Genomic DNA, 19473 nt, shown 5'->3' on the forward strand with positions numbered 1-19473 from the left:
GTGGAGGATCTGGAGCCGGGCGTGCGGCATGGGGCGGAGCTGACGCAGGAGTTGCTGGCCTACTTCGGGTCGATGGCCGAGATCGAATTGGCGCCGGAGGACGACATTTTCGCGCTCGGACTGGTGAATTCACTGCGGGCGCTGGAGATTGTCGTGCACGTGGAGAGCACCTACGGGATCTCGGTCGATGTCGATGATCTCGAGCTCGACAACTTTCGGAGTGCCGCGCGTGCGGCGGCCTTCGTTGTCCGCAAGCAGGGCGGGGACAGCCACTCGTGATCGAAGTGGACGACCTCGTGCAGGCTGCGGCCCGTGATGCGGCACGGTGGGATCGGGACGGTCTGCCCGATGAGATGATCGAGCTTGCGGCTCGGAATGGGCTGCTGGGAGCGGATCGGCCCGCGTGCTTCGGTGGTGCGGAGCTCGATGCGCGGGAGCTCGGGCGATTGGCCGCGACGCTCGGGCACGCGTGCACCAGCCTGCGTTCGCTGGTGACCGTGCACGGCATGGTGGCCGCCGCAGTGGATCGGTGGGGTACGGCCGCGCAGCGCGAGGCGTGGCTGCCCCGGCTCACCGCCGGTGAGGTCATTGCCGCGCTGGCGGCGACCGAAGTCGGCGCCGGAACCGAGTTGTCCGCTGTCGCTACGGATTTCGAGCCCGAGGGCACGGATATCCTGGTGTCCGGCACCAAGCTGTGGGTGACCTTCGGTCAGCGTGCGGACGTCTACCTCGTGCTCGGTCGAGCGCCGGGCGGACTGTGTGCCGCACTGGTGGATCGGGACCGGCCCGGAGTCGGTGTGGAACCTGCCGAGAGCGGTCTCGGGTTGCGCGGCGCGCGGCTGGCGACCGTCCGGTTCGACCGCGTGCGCATACCCGCCACCCAGTTGATCGCACCACCGGGGTTCGGTCTGTCCCATGTCCTCGGCACCGCATTGGATCACGGCCGCTACACCGTCGCCTGGGGTGGTGTCGGGCTGGCCCGCGCCTGCCTCGGCGATGCGGCCGCCCATGCGGCCGCCCGCGTCCAGGGTGGCACCGCGCTGGCCGAACATCAGCTGATCCGCGCCACGCTCGGCCGCTGCTGGGCGGATGTGGAAGGTGCGCAAGCCCTCTGCGAACGCGCGGCCGATGCGCGGATCACGGGATCGCCTCAGGCGCTGATCTTCACGATTGCCGCCAAATACGCCGCCGCCGGCGTCGCGGCGGCGGTCAGCGAACGGGCAGTGCAAGTACTCGGCGCGGCGGGCTGCGCACCGGACAGCCGGATCGGCCGCTTCTATCGCGACGCCAAAGTCATGCAAATCATCGAGGGAGCACAGGAGGTCGCCGAGGTGGCCATGGGCGAGCACGTCATGCGGGGTGCGCGATCATGAACGAACGCGTGCTGCTGGGTCCGGTCGCGACCTGGTTCCCGGACCGGACCGCCGCGGTCGCCACGCTGGCGGAGTTGGCCGATCTGCCCACGAACCGCCGGGAACACGCCCTGGCCCTGGGCATCGACACGGTGCGCACCGCTGACGAGATGACCGAGGTCGATCTCGCCGCCGAGGCGGCACGCGCGGCGCTGGACGAGGCCGGTCTCGCGGCCGCCGATCTGGACGCGCTGATTCTGGTCACCGGCCGCGCGCCGCAGTACCTGCTCGCCTCGGAAGCGACCCGGCTGCAACACCGGATCGGCGCGGCCCGCGCCTTCACCACGGCGGCCGGGGACCTCGGCTGCGTATCCGTCTCCGCCGCACTGACTCTGGCCGCGAGCCTGGTTCGCGCGGATGCCCACTGCCGCAATGTCCTGGTGGTCACAGCCGCCAGGACGCCCACCCGGAATCGCTACCGCGCCCCCATGACATTGCTCGGTGACGGCGCGGCCGCACTACTGGTCACCACCTCCGGACCCGGCCGCTGGGAGTTCGTCGACCAGATCGTGCGCAGCGAAGGCAAATACGCGGACCTGTTCCGCATCGACTACCGCGATATCGGCTCCGGCGACTGGGCCGAGGTGTGCGCGGACGAGTCCACCTACTCGTTCCGGCTCGCGGTCGAGAGCAAGAAGCGATTCGACGCCATTATTCCGGAACTGCTGCGACGCAATGGCATTCGAGACGGCGAGGTGGGACCGATCCTCATGCAGAACCTGTCGGCCGGCGCCTTCGCCTTCTGGGAGGAGGCCCTGGATCGCCCCGTCGACAAGGTCTGCCGAACCAATCTCGCGGCCTACGGCCACCTGGGCTCGATGGACATGCTGGTCAATCTGGAGGCCGCCGCGGCCACTCGTGCACCCGGTGAATACGCGCTGTTGTTGAACAGCAGCCCGGTCGCCGCGTGGAGCGCCGGCCTGCTACGGAGGGTGTAATGGCGGCGACAGTGAAATGCCTGGTCTGGGATCTCGACGATACGGTATGGCCCGGCGTTGTGCTGGAGTCGGACGGCGGTACGCCGAAACCGGAAGTGCTGCGAACGATCCGGACACTGGATGAACGCGGCATCCTGCATGCCGTAGCAAGTCGTGGCGAACCAGAGGCTGCCACAGCGCATTTGCGCATGCACGGGATCGAGGACATGTTCTCGGCCGTCGAGATCGGCTGGGGTCCCAAGTCGGAGGCCATTCGCCGGATCGCGGAATCCCTCAATATCGGCCCGGATACGATCGCCTTCGTCGACAATGATCCGGTCGAGCTGGCCGAGGTGGCCGCCGTCCTCCCGGAGGTCCGGTGCTACCCTGCCGACCGGATCACCGAACTCCCCGGCCTCTCCGAATTCACCACGGCCACAACGACATCCGAGGCACGGCAGCGCCGGTTGCTGTATCGCGCGGAACGGGAGCGCAAAGCATCCGAAGCCGAATTCAGCGGCTCGGACGCGGATTTCCTGGCCTCGCTGGATCTGGTCATGACCGTCAGCGAGGCGACCGAGGCGGATCTGGTTCGCGCACACGAGCTGACCGAACGCACCCACCAGCTCAACACCACCGGCGTCACCTTCGACATGGACGAGCTGCGGGCATTGTGCGCGTCCCCGCGCCATGAGGTGCTCGTGGCTTCCCTGACCGACCGTTTCGGCGGCTACGGCACGATCGGGCTGGCGGTGACCGAACGGCGCGGCCCCGATGCGGTGCTGCTCCTGCTGCTCATGTCCTGTCGTGTCATGTCGCGCGGCGTCGGCACGACTCTCATCGCCGAGGTGGTGCGCCGTGCCCGCGCGGCCGGTTTGCGGCCTGCGGCGGAATTCGTTGCCACACCACGGAATCGGGTCATGCTCGTGACTTTGCGCTTCGCCGGGTTCGAAGTGGCCGAGAAGGACGGCGATCGCATCCTGCTCGTGTGCACCGTGCCCGCCGAAAATATCGGCGGCACCGGCCATGTCGAGGTGGTTCGATGAGCGTGGATCTGCTCGGCGGCCTGATGCGCCAGTTCGAGCGGGTGCCCGATCGTCTCGCGGTCGTGGTCGGGGATCGTTCGCTCACCTACCGCGAACTGGACACCGCGACAACGGCTCTCGCGCGCCGCCTGCTCGTGGCCGGGGTGCGGCCCGGGCAGACGGTCGTCGTCTACCAGCGGCAGAACCTGGACACCGTGATCGGCATGATCGCGGCCCTGCGCGCCGCTGCGGCCTGGTGCGTCATCGAACCCGGCCACGGCGGCGAGTCGTCGCTCGGTGCGGTGCTGGAGGCGCTGGACTGTGCCGCGGTGATCATCGATGGCCGGGATCCGCTCACTCCGGGCGATGCGGCGGCCACGCTGGCGGACGCGATGAATGGTCCGGCGGTGATCGACATCGCGGCGTGGGTGGATCCACCCGAGATCCCGCTGCCCGGCCCGCCGCCGCGGCTCGCCCCGGCCTATGCCATCACCACCTCCGGCTCCACCGGTGTTCCGAAGGCGGTGGTCGTGTCGCGCGCCAACCTCGCCACCCAGATCGGGTCCCGGAACAATGCGCACACCGACGGTGCGCTGGTCACCTGCTCGGCCCTGCGGCTGATCTGGGACGGTTCCCTGCTGGGCGTGGTCTGGCCGCTCGCGGTCGGCGGCACCAGCGTGTTTCCCGACTACCGGATGGTGCGAGATGTCGACGCCGTCGCCGAACTCGCTCGCAGCCGGGGTGTTTCGCATTTCATCGCGACGCCGTCGTTCTATCGGCTGGCGCTGCCACGGCTGGCCGAGCTACGGCCGACGTTGCGAACGGTGATCCTGGCGGGGGAGGCGGTCCCGCCGCGCCTGGTGGACGAGCACCGCGAAGTACTGCCCGCCGTGGCGCTGCACAACGAATACGGCCCCACCGAGGCGACGATCACCTGCATCGGCCCGTACGTCGCGGACACGCCGCGGCGGGTCGTCCCGATGGGAAAGCCGGCCGCGGGCACGACGGCTCACCTGCTGGACGACAAGCTGCGCCCCGTGCGCAGCGGCACTCGCGGCGACCTGTACCTCGGTGGCGGGCAGATCGCCGACGGTTATGCGGCCCGTCCCGGACTGACCGCGACTCGATTCGTGGCCGACCCCTTCGCCACCGAACCGGGTGCTCGCATGTACTGCACCGGCGACCTCGCCCTCGCGGACACGAACGGCGACATCGAATTTCACGGCCGGGTCGACAATCAGGTGAAGGTCCGTGGCGTGCGGATCGAACGCGGCGCGGTGGAGGCGGTGCTGGAAGACCATCCCGCCGTGCGTGAAGCGGTCGTGCTGCCCGTCGCCGATGTCGACGACTCGGTGTATCTGGCCGCCTTCTGGGTGCCGCTGGACACCGCGGCGACCACGCCCGCATCGAGCGCGCTGGCCGGATTCTGCGCTGAACGCCTCGTGCCGGAAGCGGTTCCGGCACGGTTCGTGACCGTCGATGCCCTTCCCATCACGCCGGGCAGCAGCAAGCTCGACGAGGCGGCGTTGCGCGCGCTGCTGACCGGTTCCGCGGTCCGACAGGCGGTGTCGCGGGACGACTGGACCGAGACCGAGCGTGCCCTCGGCGAGATCTGGTCGGAGGTGCTGCTGCACGACGAATTCGACCGCGCGGACCGCTTTCTCGACGTGGGCGGCAACTCCCATCGCGTGGTCGCTCTGCACATGCGCCTGCAGGCGCGCTGGCCGGACGCCATCTCGGTGGGCCTGCTGTTCGATCTGGACACCGTGGCCGCGCAGGCGGCCGCACTGCCCGCCGACCTGTTGCAGCCCGCCGCACCGGCGGACGTTCCCCTGGCATTCGAAGTGTGAAGGACATCGTGACCGCACCCGCACCACGCGACGGCGACATCGCCGTCATCGGCATCGGCGCGCGCTTCCCGGACGCGGCGAACCTCGACGAGTTCCGCGAGAACCTCGCCGCCGGAAGGGATTCGATCGGCCCCATGCCGGAGTCTCGCGCCTCGGCGACCGCCCTGGACCGCCGCGTCCGGTATCTGCCCATGGGGCACCTCACCGATATCCACACCTTCGACTACGCGTTCTTCGGCCTGTCCAAACGCGAAGCGGCCCTGATGGATCCGCAGCAGCGGATCGCCCTGGAGCTGGCGCACCGCGCCATCGAGGATGCCGGTTACGCACCCGCCACCCTGCGCGCGGCCACCACCGCGGTGGTGTTCAGCGCGCCCATGCCCAGCTATCACGCCATGGCCGTCGACCCGGGCCCCCTCGCCATGCTGGGCAATCTGCCCTTCGGCGTCCCCGCCCGCATCGCACACCTGCTCGGCTTCGACGGCCCCTGCTACGCCGTCGACAGCGGCTGCAACGCCTCCCTCATCGCCGTCCACCACGCCTGCCGCGAATTGCGCAGCGGCGACGCCGACTACGCGCTGGCCGGCGGGGTCAGTGTCCGCGCGCACGGCGCTCCGGACTGGGCCGTGCAGACGATGACCGAGATCGCCTCACCGAGCAGCCGGGTCCGAGCCTTCGACGCCGACGCCGACGGCACAGTCCCCGGCGAAGGCGGTGCGGCGCTGCTGCTGACCACGCTCGAGCGGGCCCGCGCCGACCGTGCTCCGGTCTACGCGGTCATCCGGGGCAGCGCCGTCCTGCACAATGGCCATGCCGCCGCAACCATCAGCACCCCCAGCGCCGCCGCGCAGGCCCGGGTCATCGCGCGCGCCTGGCGCAAGGCCGGTGCCGATCCCCGTGATGCCGGATACCTCGAAGCCCACGGCTCCGCCACCCGGCTGGGCGACGCTGTCGAACTGGAGGGCCTGCGCACCGCGTTCGCCGAGCGCGCCACCGCCCTCCCGATCGGATCGGTGAAGACCAATATCGGCCACCTCGATCACGCCGCCGGTGTGGCCGGCCTGGTGAAGGCCGTCCTGTCGGTCGCCGACGGACAACTCTTCCCCTCTCTCCACTTCCACCGTCCCACTGGCGATCTCGACTTGGCCGCGGCCGGCCTCGAGGTGGTCACGCAATCGAGACCGTGGCGGAGCGACGGCCCGCGCCTGGCGGGTGTCAGCTCCTACAGCCTCGGTGGCGCCAACGCCCACTGCGTCGTGCAGCAGGCCCCCGATGCGGTACCGCAGCCGGAAGCCGAACCGGCCGAGGCGAGTCGCGAGCCGGTGCCCCGGCTGATCGGGGTTTCGGCGCGGACGGCGACGGCGCTCGCGGACCTGTGCGGCTCGCTGGCGGGGCGTATGCGGGACGATTCGATCGATCTCGCGGATGTGGCGTTCACGCTCGGCCGGGGCCGTGCGCACTTCGGCCATCGCATCGCGGTATGTGCGAGCAGCACCACGGAATTGGCCGATCTGCTCGAAACGCGCGGCGCTGCCGTCGATTCGGACGGTGTGCAGCCGGTCGCGCCGCGAGTGGCGCTGTTGCTCTCGCCGGGTGCTCTGCCGACCGGGCAAGGTGGCACCGCACTGCCGGAACAGCTGCCCGCGAACGGGGAGACGGCCGCGGTGCTCGCGGCACAGCTCGCGGTGCACGATCGACTGCGGGCCTGTGGGATTCAGTTCACGGCCGTGCTCAGCGGGGGCGCGTCGAAGTTCGCGGCACGCTATCTGCTCGGGTCGCGGGAGCCTGTCGACCCGGGCGAATTGGCAGTTGCCGCGGAGACCCCCGCGGTGGACCGGTCGCGTCTGCTCGCGGCGGCGGAACTGCTGTTGCGGGATGGGCCGGTCGTCTTCGTCGATCCCAGCCGGGACGGCATGCTCGGGCGGTACCTCACCGAGGATCTCGCGGGTCGTGCGGATGCCGAGATCCTGTTCGGCTCGGCCGATTCCGCGGCGGCGCTCGGCATCCTGGGTCGGCTCTACGAGCGTGGAGTGGATCTCGACTGGGCGCGGGTGCAGGGCCGGGCCGGTCGCAGGCTGCGGTTGCCCGGGCACCCGCTGCACGGCACCCGGTGCTGGGTCGAACTGCCCACTGCGGCGCAGCATGCCGAGATCGCGTCCGAGCCCGTCGAAGCTGTCGCCGCGCCCGAGCCTCCGGTGGTCGCCGTGCCGTCGGATGCGGCGGAGTGGTTGCGCGCAGTGCTGCGCGAACTGCTGCACGCGGAGACCGAAATCGGGCTGGATGACGACTATTTCGACGTCGGTGGCAATTCGATCATTGCCGTGCAGTTGGTCGAGCGGGTGGAGGAGGCATTCGGGTTTCGGCCGAAACTGCTCGATGTGTACGAGCGGCCCAAGGTGGCCGAGTTCGCGGACCTGCTGCGGGAAGGGGCGCGCCCGGCGCCCGAGGTGATGCCGGGAGCCCGCGGGCTGCCGGCCATTACGCGCACCGACGAGCTGGTCATGTCGCCCGGGCAGGAACGGATGTGGTTCCACCATCAGCTTGTTCCGGACACCACGCTCTACAACTATCCGGTGGTCAACGTTCTGCGCGGGCCGATCGACGTCGATGCGGTCAAGGGAACATTCGAGGATTTCGCGGAGCGGCACGAACCGCTGCGCTACAACCTCGTCGAGGTCGACGGTGTGCCGGCGGTGCGAGTGCGGCCCGCGCTCGGCGAGTTCTTCAGGGTCGTCGATGTGTCCGGTGCCGCCGATTCGGTCGCCCGGGCGCGCGAGCTGCTCCGGGAGGCCGCGGTCCGGCCGTTCGATCTGGGCCGTGACCCCATGGTGCGGGTGCTGGTGGTCGAGCTCGCTCCGGAAATGCATGTGCTGCAGGTGGTGTGCCATCACTGCGTCACCGACGGCCAGACGCCGGGGATTCTCGCGCGGGAGATTCCGGTGCTCTATGCCGCCCGGCGGGAGGGGCGCCCGGCCGAGCTGGAACCGCTGCCGATCCGCTACCGCGACTACGCGCGCTGGCACCGCGAGCTGCTCGACTCCGGCGCGCTCGCGCACGAGCTCGAATACTGGACGCACATGCTGCGTGGCGCGCCGAAACTGCGGCTGCCCACCGACTTCCCGCGACCGGCGCGTAAGACGTTCGCCGGTGAACTGGAGCCGTTCACGGTGCCGGCGACGCTGCTCGCCGCGGCTCGCACGGTCGCGAAGCGGGAGTCGGTGTCGCTGTTCGTGGTGCTGCTGTCCGCCTTCTATCTGCTGCTCGCCCGGCGCAGTGGTCAGCGCGACCTCGTCGTCGGCACGCCGACCACCGGCCGCACCCGCCGCGAGCTGGAAGGGCTCATCGGCTTCTTCAACAGCACCGTCGCGCTGCGCGCCAACCTCTCCGGTCCCGCGACGCTGGGCGATCTGCTCGAACGAGTGCGTGGAATCGTGCTGGGCGCGCTGGAGAATCAGGAGATCCCATTCGAGCGGGTGGTCAATGCCCTCGACGATCAGCGCGACATGTCGCGCACCCCGATCTTCGATGTGCTCTACGTCCACCAGGACCTCACCGGCGCCGGATCGGTCAACCCGCTCGGCGGCGGGGCGACGGAGTTCTTCGACTCCGAGCACACCATCCACAATGCCTTCGGCGGATTACCGCCCGGCACAGCCAAATTCGACCTCAGCCTGATCACCTACGATCGCAGCGACGACCTCGACATGCTGGCCTGCTTCGAGTACAGCACCGAGCTGTTCACCCAGCGCACCGCCGCGGGGTTGGCCGCCGCCTACCTCGGGATCCTCACCGAGGTCGTGGAGTCGGCTCCGGATCGGTCGATCGAGGAGCTGCTCGTCACCGTGCCGTCGCCTGCCGGCATGCGGGCGACGGAACAGGCTGTGGCACTGGATATTCCGACAGACCGGCCGCGCGGAACCGGCTCGGCCCGATACACGCCGGGGACGGTGCGCGAGCGGCTCGATGCCGTGCCGGGCGATGCGGATCTGCTCGCCGCCTGGGCGGCACTGCTGAGCTGGTACTCCGGCTCCGATGACGTCGTGGTCTGTTCGGCAGCCGGTACCGCCCGAGTGGACTTCGCCGGCGAACCCACCGGGGCCGAACTGCTGGAACGAACCGCCGCGGAGCTGGCCGCGCTGGCGCAGGGTGACGGCCGTGCCGGGGCCATCTGGTTCGGCGACACCCCGCCGGACACCGCGGAACTGGCGCTCGATCGGGAGTCCGGTGACCGCGCGGTCCTGAAACTGGCTTACGCCACAGAACTTTTCGACGAATCGACCGCGCAGCAGATGCTTTCGGATCTGACCCGGCTGCTGCACGGCCTGCTGGAGACACCGAATGATCCGGTGCCGGACATCGCGATGCGCTACATCGCGGAAGCGGAGGTGACCCGATGACCGGAGTCGTGGCAGTGATCGGCGCGGGCACCATGGGCGCCGGCATCGCACAGTGCCTCGCGCAGGCCGGACGCGATGTCATTGTGGTCGAACCCGATCCGGCCGCCGTGGAGCGGGCGCGCCGTGGGTTGAACGAAGCGGTGCGCCTGGCGCTGCTGCTGGGCCGCGGTGACCGGCGGACGGCGCTCGAGGCTGCCCGCCGGGTGCGCTGGACCGACCGTCTCGATGACCTCGGCGCGGTCGAGTTCGTCATCGAGTGCGCGGTCGAGCGGATCGAATTGAAAGAGAAGCTCTTCGCCGAACTGGACCGCGTCTGCCCGGCCGACGCCGTGCTCGCCTCCGCGACGTCGGCCATCCCCATCGCCCGGCTGGCCGCCGCTACCGGTCGCCCCGATCGCGTGCTCGGCCTGCACTTCATGAACCCGGCCCCGCTGACCGATGCGGTGGAAGTCGTTCGCGGGGCACAGACCTCGGCCGACACCATGGCGCGCGCCACCGAACTGCTCACCGCTCTCGGCAAGGAATCGCTCGTCGTCGGCGACCGCCCCGGGTTCGTCATCAACCGCCTGCTCATGCTGAGCATCGCGCAAGCCGCCGCCACCCTCGACACCGGTACCGACGCCGCGACGGTGGACGCCCTCTTCGAACGCTGCCTCGGCCATCGCATGGGTCCGCTGCGCACCGCCGACCTGATCGGCCTGGACAACGTCGCCGACACCATCGAGGTGCTGCGGCGCGAGACCGGCGAGGACCACTACCGCATTCCGCCCGCGCTCGCGACGCTCGTCGCCGCGGGACATTTCGGCCGCAAGACCGGACAAGGATTCCATGACTATCGTTGAGACCACCCGCACCGCGACGACCGGACCGCAGGTCCCGAGCGATGCGCAACGCGCCGCCCTCGCGGCCGGTGATCGCTATGTCGACCTCTACATCGAACTGACCGGCCGAGTGGACGCGGAGCTCCTGCGTCAGGCGATCGACACCGTGATGACGGAATGCCCGGTGCTGCACAGCGTGTTCCGTGCCGACGCCGGTGCGATCCAGGTGTGCGAGAACCCGCCCGTACCGACCGCCGTGCTCAGCGTCGACGGGAGCGGTGCGGGAGATTTCGTCGCCGAGTGGATCGCCGAAGAACGTGCGTGCCGAATGGATATCGCGCACGGGCCGCTGTACCGGCAGGCCGTCTTCCGATTCCCGGATGGCCGGCTCGGCTGGTATCAGCGCTATCACCGCCTGGTCAACGACCAGCCGGGAGCGCTCGCGATTCTCGCCCGGGTGCGTGATCTCCTGGACGGCGCGCCCACGACCCCCGGCGCGAATCCACCGTTCGGTACGACAGCCGACCAGCTGGAAAATGAACGCCGATACCGCGAATCGGGCGCGTGGTCCGCCGACCGGGACTACTGGGAGCAAACTCTCGCCGACGCCGCCCGGCCCGAACCTCCCGCCGCGGGTATCGCGCGTCCTACCGGCGGTACTCCGGGTGAGGCGGTCTGGGCTGCGGTGGGAGCATCGGCGGAACTCACCAGGGCCGCACGTGTGTGCGGGGCCGGTGCGCCCGCGGTGGTGCTGGCCGCGTTGGCCGTCTACGCGTCTCGCTTGGCGTCCGCGGGGGAGTGCGTGGTCGCACTCGATACCGGGGAAACCACTGTGCCGCTGCGGATTCTGGTCACGGCCCAGGCCGGGTTCTACGCGATCGCCAAACAGGTGGGGCGGGAGCTGCGCAAGGCACGGCGACTCAGGTTCATTCCCGATATCGATGAGCCCTGGGCGAATTCGCCGGTGCACGGGCAGTGGCCGCTCGCGGTACGAATGCTCGGCGGTGCCGTGATCGACGGCTTCGGCACGGCAGCGGTGACCGAGTGTTTCGGGGGCGGGGACGAGTTCACCGTATGCGTCGATGATCAGGCGGCCGGTGGCTGGCGGATTGCCGTTCCCGGAGCGCATCGTTCGCACCGGGACCGGCTGATTCGGCTGCTGGAGCAGTTGGTCCGTACGCCGCATGCGCCCATCGCCCGGATCGATATCGCCGCCTCGGGGGAGATCGAGCGCCTCATCGGCAGTCCCCCCGCCGACGTGGTCACGGCGTCCACGACACTCGCGGCTCTGTTCACCGAGCAGGCGGCCCGGTCGCCCGAGGCGGTGGCGATCGTCGGACACGAAATCCGCATGACCTACGCGGACCTGCACGCCGACTCGAATCGACTGGCGCGCAAGCTGATTACCCTCGGCATCGGGCCGGAACAAGTGGTGGCGCTCGCTTTCGGGCCATCGGCCGAACAGATCCTCGCGGTGCACGCGGTGCTGGCAACCGGTGCCGCGTACCTGCCGTTGGACCCGGAGCATCCGCGCTCGCGTCATGCCCAGGTGCTCGACATCGCACAGCCGGTGTGCGTCCTCACCACGCGGCGGGACGGATTCGACGCTCCCGATGGCGTCCGGGTGATCCACATCGATGAACTCGACCTGGCCGCCGAGTCGGGTGCCACGGTCACCGATGACGACCGCATCGCCCCGCTGCGTCCGGAAAACCAGGCGTACGTGCTGTTCACGTCCGGCTCCACCGGGCAGCCGAAGGGCGTGGGCGTCACCCACGCGGCCGTCTGCACTCATCTCGCCTGGATGCAGCACCTGCACCGCCTCGACGACACCGACACCGTCGTGCGCAAGACCGCCCTGACGTTCGACGTATCGGCCTGGGAAGTGCTGTGGCCGTTCACCGTCGGTGCCCGGCTCGTAGTCGACGGATCGGGTGCGCACGGCGATCCGAACGCGCTGGCCAGAGCGATCATCGAGCACGATGTCACCACGGTGCAGTTCACGCCGTCCACGCTCGCGGCGCACCGGCAGGCGGTGGCCGCGCCGATGCCGCCGAGCGTGCGTCGCATACTGCTCGCCGGTGAGGCGCTCACGCCCGCACTGGCCGCGGCGCTGCCGACTGTCGCTCCGGGCGCCCGCTACGACAATCTCTACGGTCCGACCGAGGCGACAATCGCCGTCACCCGGCACGCGATCGGCGCGAACGACACTGCCGCGGTACCCATCGGAGCACCTGCGTGGCATGTCCGTGCCCACGTGCTGGACGCCTTTCTGCGGCCGGTTCCGGCGGGCGTGCCGGGCGAGCTCTATCTCGGTGGCGCGACGCTCGCGCGCGGCTATGTGCGCCGGGCGGGGCACACCGCCGCACGTTTCATCGCCGACCCGTTCGGTGATGCCGGGCAGCGGCTCTACCGCACCGGTGACATCGTGCGGTCGACCGGTCACGGCGAGCTGGAGTACCTCGGCCGCAGCGACTTCCAGGTGAAGCTGCGCGGCGTGCGCATCGAACTCGGAGAGCTCGAATCGGTGCTCGCCGCACAGGAATCCGTGGCCCAGGCAGTTGCCGTCGTCGATGACCGCAACCATGCCGGTGGTCGCCTGATCGCCTACGTCACCCCGGCCGCCGGGCACACCATCGATCCGGACGCTCTGGACCAGCGGTTGCGTGCGGTACTGCCCAGGCACCTGGTGCCCGCCGTGATCATCGGTCTTCCCGAGCTGCCGGTGAACCGTTCCGGCAAGGTGGATCGAGAGGCCCTGCCCGCACCCGATGTCGAGACGGTGGCCTTCCGGGCCCCGCGCACCGACACCGAAACCGCGCTCGCCGCCGCCTACGCCGAGGTGCTCGGCCGGGACCGCATCGGTGTCGACGACTCCTTCTTCGGGCTCGGCGGCGACAGCATCATGTCGATCCTGCTGGTGTCGCGGGCACGGTCGCGCGGTATCGCGGTGACCGCGCAACAGGTCTACGAGCACCGCACCGTCGCCCGCCTGGCGGCCATCGCCGAAACCGCGGGCGGAGAGGAGATTCCGCCGCTCGCCGAGCTGCCCGGCGGCGGCGTCGGCGAACTGCCGCTCAACCCGATCCTCCGGTTCCTGGTCGAGCGCGGCGGCACCTTCGATCGTTTCTGCCAGTCCATGACCCTGGACCTGCCGGCCGGAATCGACCGCGGCGCACTGGTTTCCACCCTCTCCGCGGTCGTCGATCACCACGACATGCTGCGCTCGCGGCTCTACCGCGACGGCTCGGGGGACTGGCATGCGCGGGTCACGCCGCCAGGCAGCGTCGATGTGGACTCGCTCATCCACCAGGTGGCCTACGACACCGTCCTCACCGGTGAGGAACTCCGGGTACTCGCCGAAGCCGAGCTGAACTCGGCCATCGACTGGATCGATCCGTCCGCCGGCGCGGTACTGCGGTTCGTCTGGCTGACACCGGATTCGGGCACCGCCCCCGGAATGCTTGTCATCGCCGCGCACCACATCGCCGTCGACGGCGTCTCCTGGCGAATCCTGTTGCCCGACTTCATTGCCGCATGGGCGGCGGTCGCGGCGGGGAACACCCCGCGGCTGCCCGCGGTCGGAACATCCATGCGCCGATGGGCGCACGCGCTCGTCGACGCCGCGCACACCGAGGCGCTCACCGCCGAGCTGCCGCTGTGGCGCGAGATCGTCGAGGGCCCGGCGCCGTCCTTCGGCGAGCGGCCCTTCGATCCCCACTGCGATATGGCAGCCGACGTGGCGCACACCTTCGTCGAACTCGACGAGCGCGATACCGCCGCTATCCTCACCGTCATTCCCGACCGCTACCGCGCCCGCGTCGCGGACGCGCTGCTGACGGCGCTCGCGCTGGCGGTGACGCGCTGGCGGTCGCGGCGCGGCGAGGACGAGCGGTCGGTGCTGCTGCGCCTGGAAGGCCATGGCCGCGAACAGGACGCGGTGCCCGGGACGGAACTGTCGCGCACCGTCGGCTGGTTCACCTCCATCGTCCCGGCACGGCTGGACCTGACCGGAGTGGATCTCGACGACGCCTTCGGCGGCGGCCCGGCCATGGGAGTCGCTCTCAAGGCCGTCAAGGAACAGCTGCGGGCAGCGCCGCACAATGGCCTCGGCTACGGCCTGCTCAGATACCTGAACGAGGACACCGCCGCCGCACTGCCGCCGGGCGAGCCGGGGGAGATCTCGTTCAACTACTTCGGGCACATCGCCGGCCTCGACATTCCGGAGGAACTCGCCGGAATCGGCTTCCTGCCCTCCACCGAATTCGGCATGCTGGCCGTTCGTCCCGACACCGGCCGTGGCGCGCTGGGTGCGGTGGAAGTGGATTCCATCGTCCTCGGCCACCGCCTGGTGACCGGCTTCGGCTATGCGCGTGGCATATTCGGCGAGGCCGCGGGCGAGGAACTGGTCGAGCTGTGGCGTGCGGCGCTCGGCGCCGTGGCGCGGCACGCGCGCGATCCCCGTACCAGCGGCGGACACACCCCGTCCGACTTCCCCCTCGTGTCCGTCACACAGGGCGATATCGACGTCTGGGAACAGCGGTACCCGACGCTGAGCGAGGTGTGGCCGGCGACGCCGCTGCAGTCCGGCATGATGTTCCACGCCCTGTTCGATCCGGACGCGGTCGACGTGTACACGGTGCAGCTGGTGCTGGGCCTGGATGGCGTGGTCGACGCGTCGCGGCTGCGGTCGGCCGCGGCGGCCGTGCTGGAGCGACATGCCAACCTGCGCACCGCCTTCGAGGTGGACGCCGCCGGGACGCCCGTCCAGATCGTCACCGGTGATGTGGTCCTGCCCTGGCGCGAGGTCGACCTGTCCGGGGCGACCGGCGCCGGCGAGCGCCTGCTCGCCGCCGAACGTACGATGCCGTTCGACCTCACCGCCCCGCCGCTGCTGCGCTTCCTGCTGCTCCGTCTCGGCGACGGGCGGACCCGGTTCGCCGTGACCTGCCACCACGTGCTCCTCGACGGTTGGTCCATCCCGCTGCTGCTGCGCGAGATCATGGCCGGTTACGCCGGTTTCACGGTCGAACCCCCGCCTCCTTACCGCCGCTATGTGGAATGGCTCGCCCGGCAGGACGACTCACGTTCCCGGCGGGTGTGGGCCGAGGCGCTGGCCGGGGTCACCGAGCCGACGCTGCTCGCGGACACCGCTGCAGTGCACGCCCCCACCGGACTGCCCCAGGAGCGGGCGTTCGACCTGGACGAGGCGCAGACCCGGGCGCTGATCGGCCTGGCGGCCGAGTTCGAGGTGACGATCAATACCGTCGTGCAGGCGGCCTGGGCAATCCTGCTCGCGCGCACCACCGATCGCGACGACATCCTCTTCGGCACCACGGTCTCCGGCCGCCCCGCCGACCTCGCGGGTGTCGAGAACATCGTCGGGTTGTTCATCAATACGATCCCGGTGCGCATTCGGCTGGCCCCGGGCGAGTCCGTGGGCGCGCTGCTGCGTCGCGTACAGCGTGAGCAGTTCGAACTCACGGCCCACCACCACCTGGGCCTGCCGGATATCGGCGCACAGACCGATGTCGGTGAGCGGAACCTGTTCGACACGCTGCTGGTCGTCGAGTCCTACCCCGTCGACGAGGCGAAACTGCGCTCGGATGCCCTCGCATTCGCCGGATTGGCGATCGGCGGATTCGAGTCCAGGGAGGCGACGCACTACCCGCTGACACTGACTGTCCGGCAAACCGATCGGCTGCACCTGCTGGCAGGCTGGTGGCCCGAGCTGCTCGACGCGGAGACCGTGTCACGACTGGGCGAACGGCTGACCCGGGTGCTGGTGGCGCTCGCCGCGAATCCGAATACCGCTGTGGCGGACATCGATCCGATCGGCGAGGCGGAACACCGCCGGGGGTGGGACTGGCAGCGCCCCGCCGCGCCGGTGCCGGACGTGACGCTCGTGGACCTGTTCCGCGCCCGGGCCGCGGTGCGCGCGGATGCCGTCGCGGTGCGATTCGGCGACCGAGTATTGACCTATCGGGACCTCGACGAGGCATCCGATGACCTGGCCTGCGCTCTCGCGGCGCGCGGCGTCGGCGCGGAATCGCTGGTTGCCGTGGGTGTTTCACGGTCGGTGGAGCTGATCGTGACGCTGCTGGGAGTGCTGAAATCGGGGGCGGGCTACGTTCCGCTCGACCTCGGTAATCCGGCGCAACGGCTCGAATTCATTCTCGCTGAAACGAACCCGCTCTGCATCGTGACCACCGCCGCCGACCGGGCGGCACTGCCCGCGGGCGACCGGCCGTACCTGGTACTCGACAGCGTCGACCGCAGCGGCGGCGAAGTCGCCTCGGTCGCCTCGGGTCCGGACAATGTCGCCTACGTGCTGTACACGTCGGGTTCCACGGGGCGTCCCAAGGGCGTGAGCGTGACGCATCGCAATGTCGTCGCCATGCTCGCCGCGACGCGGGATCTGGTCGATGCCGACCACACCGATGTGTGGACCATGTTCCACTCGCCCGCCTTCGACTTCTCGGCATGGGAGATGTGGGGAGCGCTCGCGAGTGGTGGCACGCTCGTCATCGCCGACGCCGACGTGACACGTTCACCCGACGAGTTCGCCGAACTCATGGCCCGCGAGGGTATTACGGTGCTGAGCCAGACACCCTCGGCCTTCGGCGCACTGCTCGACACCGGCCTGCGCCGCGCCGTCGTGCCCGCGCTACGGCATATCGTGCTCGGCGGCGAAGCCCTGGATCCGCGTCTCCTGCGGTCGTGGTACGACACCGATCCGGCCGGGGAGGTCCGGATCTCGAATCTGTACGGCATCACCGAGGCGACCGTGCACGCCACACACTTCGCGGTGGACCGTGCCCACGCCGGGTCGGCAACTGCCAGCGTTGTCGGTCGTGGCCTACCGGGAATGACTGTGCGCGTGCTGGATTCGTGGCTGCGGCCGACGCCTGTCGGCTCGCGCGGCGAGATCTATCTCGCGGGAGCCCAGCTCGCCCGTGGTTACCGCGCCCGCGCCGCGACCACCGCGGAGCGCTACGTGGCGGATCCGTTCGGTGCACCCGGCACCCGCATGTATCGCACCGGTGATCTGGCGCGCTGGAATGGCGACGGGCAGCTGGAATACCTCGGCCGTAGCGACCAGCAGGTGAAGATTCGCGGCTACCGCATCGAACCGGGGGAGATCGAGGCCGCGCTGCTCGAACACGAGTCGGTGGCCCGGGCGGTCGTCGTGGCCCGGACCGCGGATTCCGGATCGGCACGCCTGATCGCCTATGTGGTACCCGGCACTCATGATGCGCTCGCGGTCGAGACACTGGAAACGCATATCGCACAACGTGTTCCCGTCTACATGCGACCGGCCGCCATCGTGCCGGTCGATACGCTGCCGCTGACCGGCAACGGCAAGCTCGACGTGGCCGCACTGCCCGACCCCGTCCTGGTGTCGCGCTCGGATCGGGCACCGCGGACCCCCGCCGAACAGGTGGTGGCCGAGCTTTTCACCGAGGTGCTCGGCGTCGACCGGCCGGGTGTGGACGACTCGTTCTTCGCGCTCGGCGGGGACAGCATCATCTCCATTCAGCTGGCCTCGCGGGCGCGGGCTCGCGGCCTGCACTTCACGCCGCGCGAGGTGTTCGAGCGCCGGACCGTGGCCGGGATCGCCGCTGTGGCAAGGACACCGGAGGCCGCTGCCGGCGCGCCGCGCCTGCTGCCCGAATTGCCCGGCGGCGGGATCGGCGAAATGCCGCTGACGCCCGTGGTCCGGTGGCTGACCGAACGTGGCGGCGGCTTCCGCCGGGTCGATCAGACCGTCACCGTCGAACTGCCCGCTCGGACCGGGCACGACGCCCTGATCCAGGCCGTCTCGGCGCTGATCGACCGCCATGACATGTTGCGCAGCAGGCTGTTCCGCGACGACTCCGGCGAATGGCGACTCGAAACCATGCCGACGGATGCGCTGGACGCGTCGGAACTGGTGCACCGCGGCACCTTCGAGGATGCCGCGGACGCCGATACCCTGCGAGAGCTCATCGCCGCGGAACTCGACGCCGCGCTGGATCGCCTCGATCCGGCCGCCGGGGTGATGGCGCAGTTCGTCCGGCTCGATGCTGAGCGGGGGAGCGTGCCGGGTCGGCTGATCATCTCCGTGCACCATCTCGCCGTCGACGGCGTGTCCTGGCGCATCCTGCTGCCCGACCTGTTCGCGGCCCTCGCGAATGCCGCGAGTGGCGTCGTGCCGCGGCTGGATCCGGTCGGAACCTCCATGCGCCGCTGGGCGCACAGCCTGGTCGATGCCGCGCACGCACCGGATCGGCTCGCCGAGCTCGATTTCTGGCGGCAGGTCTGCGCGACACCGGATCCCCTGCTGGGCTCCCGGCCGCTGGACCCCGCCGTCGATACCGCCGCCCGGCTCGGGACGGTCGAAGTCACCGCGGACGAAACGGTGACCGAGGCGCTCGTGCGGACCGTTCCCGCACGCTTCCATGCGGGTGCCGACGAGGTCCTGATCGCCGCGCTGGCCGTCGCGCTCGCGGTCTGGCGTGCCCGGCGGGGCAGGCACGCTCCGGTCTCGCTGCTGCGGGTGGAAGGCCACGGGCGCGAGGAACAGGTCGCGCCGGGCGCGGACCTGTCCCGCACCGTCGGCTGGTTCACCTCGCTGTACCCGGTTCGGCTCGATATCGGTGGGATCGATATCGAGGCGGCATTGGCCGGGACCGATGCGACCGGTGCCCTGCTCAAGACGATCAAGGAACAGCTGCGTGCCATCCCCGATCACGGAATCGGCTACGGATTGCTGCGCTACCTGAATCCCGATGCCGCCCAGCAGCTCCCGGCGGCGATGCCCGGGCAGGTCGCCTTCAACTACCTGGGCCGCGTCGACGACCGCGGTGCGGACGTGCTCGCGACACCGGATGCCGACCCGGACCCGGACCTGCCCGCGGCCGCCGCCATCGAGGTGAACGCGATCGTGACGGGCACCCGGCTGCGCGCCGGATTCACCTATCCCACCACGCTTCTCGACGAGGCTGCGGTCTCGGAGCTGGCGCGGCTGTGGGTGGTCGCGCTGGGAGCCATCGCCACGCACGCCCGGGA

At 70.0% G+C, this 19473-nt stretch carries 8 protein-coding genes (1 of these 8 cut by a window edge); all 8 read left to right on the top strand.

The window, feature by feature from the left end; genetic code table 11:
- Tightly spaced (each overlapping or abutting the next), the 8 genes in view from ACFXIV_RS01670 to ACFXIV_RS01705 form a layout consistent with a single transcriptional unit that may run on beyond the window.
- A complete protein-coding gene (locus ACFXIV_RS01670) occupies window positions 1-279 on the top strand; it encodes an acyl carrier protein (RefSeq protein WP_379395414.1) in 279 nt (92 codons plus the stop codon).
- Window positions 276-1373, top strand: a complete 1098-nt coding sequence (locus tag ACFXIV_RS01675; protein WP_379395412.1) for an acyl-CoA dehydrogenase family protein — start codon at window positions 276-278, stop codon at window positions 1371-1373. The genes ACFXIV_RS01670 and ACFXIV_RS01675 overlap by 4 nt, the downstream gene beginning before the upstream one ends.
- On the top strand, window positions 1370-2350 hold the full coding sequence (locus ACFXIV_RS01680; RefSeq protein WP_379395410.1) for a 3-oxoacyl-ACP synthase: 981 nt from the start codon (window positions 1370-1372) through the stop codon (window positions 2348-2350). Before ACFXIV_RS01675 ends, ACFXIV_RS01680 begins: the two co-directional genes overlap by 4 nt.
- Entirely contained in the window at window positions 2350-3375 is a 1026-nt protein-coding gene (locus tag ACFXIV_RS01685; protein WP_379395408.1) for an HAD-IIIC family phosphatase, read from the top strand. Before ACFXIV_RS01680 ends, ACFXIV_RS01685 begins: the two co-directional genes overlap by 1 nt.
- Entirely contained in the window at window positions 3372-5204 is a 1833-nt protein-coding gene (locus ACFXIV_RS01690; RefSeq protein ID WP_379395406.1) for an AMP-binding protein, read from the top strand. The genes ACFXIV_RS01685 and ACFXIV_RS01690 overlap by 4 nt, the downstream gene beginning before the upstream one ends.
- A complete protein-coding gene (locus tag ACFXIV_RS01695) occupies window positions 5201-9601 on the top strand; it encodes a condensation domain-containing protein (RefSeq protein WP_379395404.1) in 4401 nt (1466 codons plus the stop codon). Before ACFXIV_RS01690 ends, ACFXIV_RS01695 begins: the two co-directional genes overlap by 4 nt.
- Window positions 9598-10443, top strand: a complete 846-nt coding sequence (locus ACFXIV_RS01700) for a 3-hydroxyacyl-CoA dehydrogenase family protein (protein WP_379395402.1) — start codon at window positions 9598-9600, stop codon at window positions 10441-10443. The genes ACFXIV_RS01695 and ACFXIV_RS01700 overlap by 4 nt, the downstream gene beginning before the upstream one ends.
- Window positions 10430-19473, top strand: the 5' portion of a protein-coding gene (locus ACFXIV_RS01705) for an amino acid adenylation domain-containing protein (protein WP_379395400.1). The gene runs 1381 nt beyond the window's last position; 9044 of the gene's 10425 nt are visible here — the first part of the coding sequence; the start codon lies at window positions 10430-10432; its stop codon lies off the right edge, out of view. The genes ACFXIV_RS01700 and ACFXIV_RS01705 overlap by 14 nt, the downstream gene beginning before the upstream one ends.

It is taken from the genome of Nocardia sp. NPDC059236 (assembly GCF_042754085.1).
In the GTDB taxonomy this organism is placed as follows: Bacteria; Actinomycetota; Actinomycetes; order Mycobacteriales; family Mycobacteriaceae; genus Nocardia.